This window comes from Streptococcus sp. 210928-DFI.4.42 (assembly GCF_020554365.1).
GTDB classification, from domain to species: Bacteria; Bacillota; Bacilli; order Lactobacillales; family Streptococcaceae; genus Streptococcus; species Streptococcus parasanguinis_S.
In genome coordinates, this window is the sequence record NZ_JAJCHF010000038.1 from 1 (window position 1) to 7,657 (window position 7,657).

10 protein-coding genes are annotated in these 7,657 nt (G+C 42.0%); 4 read left to right on the top strand and 6 right to left on the bottom strand.

The window, feature by feature from the left end; translation table 11 throughout:
- Positions 1-71: 71 nt before the first annotated feature.
- The 6 genes from LIZ08_RS09970 to LIZ08_RS09995 form a co-directional block, all read right to left on the bottom strand.
- A complete protein-coding gene (locus LIZ08_RS09970) occupies positions 72-719 on the bottom strand; it encodes a redox-sensing transcriptional repressor Rex (protein WP_024055729.1) in 648 nt (215 codons plus the stop codon).
- Positions 720-848: 129 nt separating this feature from the next.
- Entirely contained in the window at positions 849-1,064 is a 216-nt protein-coding gene (locus LIZ08_RS09975; protein WP_014713271.1) for a DUF4649 family protein, read from the bottom strand.
- Between the two features lies 1 nt (position 1,065).
- Positions 1,066-1,413 carry a DUF1831 domain-containing protein gene (locus tag LIZ08_RS09980; RefSeq protein WP_003015156.1) on the bottom strand — a complete coding sequence of 116 codons (348 nt, stop codon included), beginning with the start codon at positions 1,411-1,413 and terminating at the stop codon, positions 1,066-1,068.
- A 9-nt stretch (positions 1,414-1,422) separates the two neighbouring features.
- Positions 1,423-2,535 carry a cysteine desulfurase family protein gene (locus tag LIZ08_RS09985; protein ID WP_003007184.1) on the bottom strand — a complete coding sequence of 371 codons (1,113 nt, stop codon included), beginning with the start codon at positions 2,533-2,535 and terminating at the stop codon, positions 1,423-1,425.
- Between the two features lie 9 nt (positions 2,536-2,544).
- Positions 2,545-3,501: a ribose-phosphate diphosphokinase gene (locus tag LIZ08_RS09990; RefSeq protein ID WP_227038793.1), complete on the bottom strand. Its 957-nt coding sequence runs from the start codon at positions 3,499-3,501 to the stop codon at positions 2,545-2,547.
- Between the two features lie 72 nt (positions 3,502-3,573).
- Positions 3,574-4,131: a CYTH domain-containing protein gene (locus LIZ08_RS09995; protein WP_227038794.1), complete on the bottom strand. Its 558-nt coding sequence runs from the start codon at positions 4,129-4,131 to the stop codon at positions 3,574-3,576.
- 95 nt (positions 4,132-4,226) lie between these two features.
- On the opposite strand from LIZ08_RS09995, the gene LIZ08_RS10000 reads away from it, so the two are divergent.
- The 4 genes from LIZ08_RS10000 to pta are packed head-to-tail and all read left to right on the top strand — an operon-like array spanning position 4,227 to position 7,586.
- Positions 4,227-4,898, top strand: a complete 672-nt coding sequence (locus LIZ08_RS10000) for a GTP pyrophosphokinase family protein (RefSeq protein ID WP_009730977.1) — start codon at positions 4,227-4,229, stop codon at positions 4,896-4,898.
- A complete protein-coding gene (locus LIZ08_RS10005) occupies positions 4,882-5,700 on the top strand; it encodes an NAD kinase (protein ID WP_319637125.1) in 819 nt (272 codons plus the stop codon). The genes LIZ08_RS10000 and LIZ08_RS10005 overlap by 17 nt, the downstream gene beginning before the upstream one ends.
- A complete protein-coding gene (locus LIZ08_RS10010) occupies positions 5,697-6,590 on the top strand; it encodes an RluA family pseudouridine synthase (RefSeq protein WP_227038795.1) in 894 nt (297 codons plus the stop codon). The genes LIZ08_RS10005 and LIZ08_RS10010 overlap by 4 nt, the downstream gene beginning before the upstream one ends.
- Positions 6,591-6,611: 21 nt before the next feature.
- On the top strand, positions 6,612-7,586 hold the full coding sequence (gene pta / locus LIZ08_RS10015) for a phosphate acetyltransferase (protein ID WP_021153149.1): 975 nt from the start codon (positions 6,612-6,614) through the stop codon (positions 7,584-7,586).
- The last annotated feature ends 71 nt before the right edge of the window (positions 7,587-7,657 follow it).

Genomic DNA, 7,657 nt, shown 5'->3' on the forward strand with positions numbered 1-7,657 from the left:
CGACAATCCAAAAATAATTGAGAGGCTAGGACTTTTGTCCCAGCCTCTTTTTCTTGTTAAAGTATAAGTCTTTATTCTTCGTTTTTTCGCATGAAATAAAGGAGTGTCTGCAATTCACTGGTGAGATCGACATATTGGACGACGACATCTTTAGGGACTGTCAGATGCACTGGTGAGAAGCTGAGAATTCCCTTGACACCAGCGTCTACCAAAAGGCTAGCCACTTCTTGAGCCTTGACGCTTGGAACAGTCAGGATTGCTGTTTGAATGCCTTCTTGTTTGAGCTTTTCTTTAATAGAGGAAATACCGTAAATAGGAATTCCGTCCTTACTTTTGGTATTGATCAGTTCATGATCGTCTAGATCAAACGCCATGACAATTTTCATCTTATTGCGTTCATGGAAGCGATAGTTGAGAAGCGCACTTCCCATATTTCCGATCCCCACAATAGCGACATTGGTAATCGCATTGTCATTTAAGAGATCTGCAAAGAAGTTCATCAGTTTTTTTACGTCATAACCAAATCCACGTCTTCCTAATTCACCAAAATAAGAAAAATCTCGGCGAACGGTAGCAGAGTCAATCCCAATTGCATCAGCAATTTGCTTGGAATTGGCGCGCTCTATTTTTTCAGAGTTAAAGCGTTTAAAAATGCGGTAGTAGAGCGATAAGCGTTTTGCTGTTGCGCGTGGAATTGGAGTATTTTTATCATGTTTCACAATATCACAACCTTTCCCTCTTATTGTATAGGAAGATTGTGAAAAAATCAACTATCTAGAATGGTTTTTCAAAAATATTTTTGTCTAAAGAAAAAGCTGATGGCGATGGAGAGTTCCATCAGCATCAGCTTAGTTTTCAGCTTGTTCTACCTTTTTCAAAAAAGCATAGAGTCCATCGACTCGCCCTGTATAGGGGAGCTTTTCCCCCTTGTATTCAATGGATACGATTGAGTAAGAGTCAGGCAAGGTTACACAGCCTGAAAATGCTAGGATGCAGGCTGCAAGGTCGGTATAAGTAGTCGTTCGTTTTACTTGGTAAGCATCGATATAAGTTAGAGTTACCATATTAGACCTCTGTTTTGTTGAAAATTTCTCTTTCGACAAGACTATCCATTAGGAAATAAAATTTTTGTTGGATAATATCATTTTCTGGATTTTTAAAGATATTAACCAGACGAAGTCCAGACTTGTCTGTAATATTGATTTTAAAACCTGTGAGATCTTTGTTGAAGATAATTTTAAGCAAGAAGCCTTCACCGCTATTTGGAACAGCTTCGAGCAAACGATTTAATTCGTAATTTCCAACTTTTGTAACAGCGAATGTATTGTCACGTAAGGTATATTTTTTAACATTTGGGTGTAGACTATAGGTATATTTGCAGTCTTTCAATGAAACACTTGTTTCAAAAGCCATATTGTTCTCCTATGATAAAATTTCTTTAAGTTTTGAGAGGAAGTCTTGAACCTCCTCTACGGTATTGAGTTCTGAAAAACTAATTCGAAGGGATTCTTTTAGGCGTGAGCTATCTTTTCCATAGAGCGCCTCAAGGACATGGCTGGGTTGAACTGTACCAGCGGTACAAGCAGAACCTGTAGAGACAGAAATTCCAGCAAGATCGAGTCGCATCAGTAAAACGTCATTTTGGAAACCCGGAAAGCCAAGGTTCCAAACAAATGGAAGATGATCGTCATTCGCATTTACGTAGTAGTCGTAGGCTGCTAAACCATTGACTAGCTCTTGGCCGAGTTTTTGAACCTGGTTGAAATTTTCTTCTTGATGAAGTGTAGCTTGCTGAAGCGCGGTTGCCATCCCGACAATAGAAATAAGATTTTCCGTGCTGGCTCTCATCTTACTTTCCTGATCCCCACCATGGATGAGATTATCAAAATCTGGGACGGCTGCATAAAGGAAGCCGACTCCCTTTGGTCCGTGGAATTTGTGGGCAGAAGCACTGAGAAAATCAATTCCCAACTCTTCGGGATAGACAGGGACCTTTCCGATTGCTTGGACCGCATCAACGTGAAAGGCAGCTGGATGATCTTTTAAGAATTCTCCGATTTCTTTAATCGGTAGAAGATCGCCTGTCTCGTTATTGGCAAACATGGTAGAGACAAGAATGGTATCCGGTCTAAGTGCAGCCTTGATATCACTAGCCTGAATGCGTCCATCTCTTGGTTGGACGATCGTAACTTCAAATCCGAAACGTTCTACAAGGTATTCGATGGGTTCGAGAACCGCATGGTGTTCCAAAGCGGTCGTAATGATGTGTTTGCCATCTGCTTGGTGTTTCAAGCAGTAGCCTTTTATAACGGTATTATTACTTTCTGATCCACCTGAAGTGAAGAAAATACGATTTGGAAGAGTATGGAGAGACTGAGCAATCTGCTCGCGAGATTCTCGGAGGAGTTTACTAGCCATCCGTCCATGAGCATGAAGGCTCGATGGATTTCCAAAAGTGGTCTTCATAGTTTCAGACATTTTATCAATGACTTCAGGTAGAAGGGGAGTTGTTGCGGCATTATCAAAATATATCACATTAAGACCTTATTTCTTGTGGTAGGCAAATAGAGGACTAACAGGTTTTCTTTCTTGAATGCGAACAATAGCTTCAGCGATCAGTTCGCTAGCTGTCAGATAGTTAATATTTTTTGGTGTTGGTCCATTTGGAGCAACAGAATCGGTTACTAAGATTTCTTTGATCGGAGCTTGGTCTAATAATTCAACAGCTCCTTTTACAAATAAACCATGGCTTGATACAGCATAAATTTCAGTAGCACCTTCGCGTTCGACGATTTTCGCAGCTTCTGAGAATGTCTTACCAGTATTGAGGATATCGTCAATCAAGATCGCTTTCTTATCTTTGACATCCCCGATAATATAGCCATAATCACGGTTTGCATCATCTTGCTCGTAATCAATGATCGCAATCGGTGCATCAAGATATTCAGCTAAACTACGAGCCCGTTTAACACCTGAGTTTTTAGGGCTGACGACTACAACATCAGGACCAGTTAGACCTTTGTTGATGTAGAGCTCTGCAAAAAGTGGAATGGTAAAGAGGTTATCTACGGCAATATCGAAGAAACCTTGAACTTGCACTGCATGGAGATCCAGTGTGACGACGCGATCCACCCCAGCTTTGACCAACATGTTTGCGACGAGTTTAGCAGTGATTGGTTCACGAGGAGCAGCAGTCCGGTCTTGGCGGGCATAACCGAAGTAAGGCATGACCACATTGACAGTATTTGCGCTGGCCCGTTGGCAAGCATCTACCATAATTAACAGTTCCATCAAATGATTGTTGACAGGGAAACTGGTTGATTGAATGATATAAATATCATATCCACGAACACTTTCCTCAATATTGACTTGGATTTCACCATCTGAGAATTGACGGGATGAAATTTTCCCAAGTGGAACCCCAGCATGATCCGCGATTTTTTGCGCAATCTCTGGATTTGAATTGAGAGAGAAGAGCTTCATATTTTTTTTATCTGACATGTGATTCCAACCTCATTTAGATTTTTGATCTTAGCACTATTTTAGCAAAAATTTGCGATAATTTCAGCTATTTTACAATCTTTCCGCCAATCTGGCGATTTTATTTTTTGCAGATTTGTAGACGATTCCATGCTCTTTGATGAACTGATGGAAATTTTCTTCCTGCTCAGCAGTTTCGACCTCGATTTCTAATTCATAATCTTCAGTGTCTAAATAGAGACTGTGGTCTAGTGCCACCAATCCTGCAGCTGTTTCTTTTTCGAAGCGTTCTGTTGTTAGGCTTCCCCAGACAGCGAGTTGCTCAACAGGGATTTCTTTAGATATCAAGAGGTTTTTGATTTCCCCGTCAGGAAACTGTTGGTGTTGAAGGATCGCTTCGGTTTCTTCTGGGCTGAGGTCTTGATTGTACTCGAAATGGCCAACTGCTTCAGGGACCTTGAGAGTCAATTCAGCCTGATCTGTGAAAGTACGCACCCGCAAGGCCATTTTTTCCTTACGGATGAGCTGGTCGGGTGTATCGATATAGTGATTGGTTTGGACAACCAATTCTGTATCAGCAAAAAGTGGAAGGAGGGATTGGTATTCCTCCTTATCTAGCAAGGTTTTGTATTCAATTTCTAAATGGTTCATTTTGTAGTCCTTTGCTTTTTTTCGAAAGCGATTCATGATATAATAAGAGATGTGTTTATTGTATACAAAAATGGTTCAGATTACAAGGTGGTAGGATGGCAATTGATTGGGAAAACTTCTTAGATCCTTATATCCAAGCAGTTGGGGAATTAAAAATCAAACTGCGTGGGATTCGTAAGCAATATCGTAAGCAACAAAAGCATTCTCCAATTGAGTTTGTCACAGGACGGGTCAAGCCGATTGAGAGCATCCGCGAAAAGATGATCCGAAGAAATATTTCTGAAGAAAATTTGGCTCAGGATATGCAAGATATTGCTGGTCTTCGCATCATGGTCCAGTTCGTAGATGACGTCGAAGAGATCCTAGAGGTTCTGAGACAACGGCAGGATATGCACGTGGTCCAAGAGCGAGACTACATCCGCCATAAGAAATCAAGTGGCTACCGGAGTTACCACGTTGTGGTCGAGTACCCGGTCGATACCATTGATGGAAATGAAACGATCTTAGCAGAGATTCAAATTCGGACTTTGTCCATGAATTTTTGGGCAACCATTGAACACTCGCTCAATTATAAATATAAAGGAGACTTTCCAGACGAGATCAAAAAACGCTTAGAGACGACAGCAAACCTGGCCTATCTCTTGGATGAAGAGATGGGGGCAATTCGGGATGCGATTCAGGAGGCTCAAGCCCTGTTTGATCCACTTCATCGTAAGTTAAATGATGGCGTTGGAAATAGTGATGACACAGATGAAGACTACAGGTAAAAAAGTATCCATTATTCGCAATCGCAAGCGTCAAAGTGAAGAGGTTTTTCAGCAGTTGCGCTACAAGCTTCGGAAAAATAATTTTATTTTGACGGAGAAGCACCCGGATATTGTGATTTCAATTGGTGGCGATGGGATGTTGCTATCGGCCTTTCACAAGTATGAACACCAGTTGGATCGGGTGCGATTTGTTGGCGTCCATACCGGACACTTAGGATTCTATACAGATTACTTAGACAGTGAAATCGATAAGCTGGTTGAGAACTTAAAATATGATACTGGAGCTAAGGTTTCTTACCCTATTTTGAATGTCAAGATTACTTTCGAAAATGGGGAAACCCGTACCATGAGGGCTTTGAACGAAGCAACGATTAAGAGAAGCGACCGGACCATGGTTGCCGATCTCACGATAAATGGGGTGGATTTTGAGCGCTTCAGAGGAGACGGGATCACCGTTTCGACTCCTACAGGAAGTACGGCCTACAATAAATCCTTGGGAGGAGCAGTTCTTCACCCGACTATCGAAGCCTTGCAGATTGCTGAAATTGCTAGTCTCAACAACCGTGTTTATCGTACCTTGGGTTCTTCTGTCATTGTCCCTAAAAAGGATAAGATTGAGATTACACCGACGAGACCTGGCTTCCACATTATCTCTGTCGATAATTCAACCTATTCTTACCGCAATATTGGAAAGGTAGAGTATCAGATTGACAACCATAAGATTAATTTTGTGGCAAGTTCCAGTCACACCAGTTTCTGGAATCGGGTCAAGGATGCCTTTATCGGAGATGACGGAGAATGAGATTTGAATTCATTGTCGATGAGCATGTCAAGGTTAAGACCTTTCTGAAAAAGCATGAGGTTTCTAAGGGGCTCTTAGCAAAGATTAAGTTTCGTGGTGGCCAGATCCTTGTCAATGGACGTCCGGAGAATGCGATTTATTTGTTGGATATTGGGGATCGCTTGGTCATAGACATTCCAGCAGAAGAAGGCTTTGAAACCCTAAAACCTATGGATCGACCTTTGGATATTTTGTTTGAAGATGATCATTTTTTGGTCTTAAACAAACCTTTTGGCATCGCCTCGATTCCAAGTGCGATTCATTCCAATACCTTGGCAAATTTTGTAAAAGGCTATTATGTGAAGCAGGGCTATGAGAACCAGCAGGTCCACATAGTCACTCGCCTGGATAAGGATACTAGTGGCGTTATGCTCTTTGCCAAACATGGCTATGCTCATGCCCGTTTAGATAAGCAATTGCAAGCCAAAACGATTCAGAAACGCTATTACGCCTTGGTCAAGGGATCTGGGAAGCTTGATCCTGTCGGAGAAATTATTGCTCCGATTGCGCGTGATGAAGATTCAATTATCACCCGAAAGGTAGCTAAAGGTGGCAAGTATGCTCATACAAGCTACCAGGTTGTTCAATCTTTTGGTGATATTCACCTAGTGGATATTCAGTTACACACAGGTCGAACCCACCAGATCCGCGTTCATTTTTCCCATATTGGTTTTCCGCTCTTGGGAGATGATCTCTATGGCGGCAGTTTAGAAGACGGCATTGAGCGCCAAGCCCTTCATTGTCATCGTCTATCCTATTATCATCCATTTCTAGAGGAAGAATTGGTCATAGAAAGTCCACTGCCTCCAGATTTCCAAGCTGTATTAACACAGCTTCAAACTAGTTATTAATTATTAAAAGGAGTAAAACTCATGGAAGTTTTCGAAAATCTCAAAGCCAACCTCGTTGGTAAGAATGCACGTATTGTATTACCAGAAGGTGAAGAACCTCGTATCCTCCAAGCGACAAAACGCATTGTGAACGAGACAGAAGTAACCCCTGTCTTGCTTGGTAATCCAGATAAAATTCGGATTTATCTTGAAATCGAAGGGGTTTTGGATGGATATGAAGTCATCGATCCTCATTCTTATCCAGGTTTTGAAGAAATGGTAGCTTCCTTAGTAGAACGTCGTAAGGGCAAAATGACAGAAGAAGAAGCGCGTCAAGTTTTGAAAGACGACGTTAACTATTTTGGTGTCATGTTGGTGCACATGGGAATTGTTGATGGGATGGTATCTGGTGCGATTCACTCAACAGCCGCAACTGTTCGTCCGGCTCTTCAAATTATCAAAACTCGTCCAAATGTAAAACGGACTTCAGGGGCTTTCCTTATGGTTCGTGGATCTGAACGCTACTTGTTTGGGGACTGTGCCATCAATATCAATCCAGATGCTGAAGGATTAGCCGAAATTGCCATCAACTCAGCTATTACCGCCAAGATGTTTGGCATTGATCCAAAAATTGCTATGTTGAGCTATTCAACAAAAGGATCTGGTTTCGGTGAAAGTGTTGATAAGGTTGTCGAAGCGACTAAGCTTGCTCATGAACTTCGTCCAGACCTTGAAATTGACGGGGAATTGCAATTTGACGCAGCCTTTGTCCCTGCGACTGCAGCCTTGAAGGCTCCAGGAAGCAAGGTAGCAGGTCAAGCCAATGTCTTTATCTTCCCTGGTATTGAAGCAGGTAACATTGGATACAAGATGGCAGAACGTCTTGGTGGCTTTGCAGCGGTAGGTCCAGTATTGCAAGGGTTGAACAAACCAGTCAATGACCTCTCTCGTGGATGTAATGCAGATGACGTCTATAAATTAACCTTGATTACGGCTGCTCAAGCTGTGGAGCAATAAGAAATAAATTTAGAGCGTGGGACAGAAATTGGTAATTCGTTAGAATTCGATTTCGTCGTCCCACCTCCGCA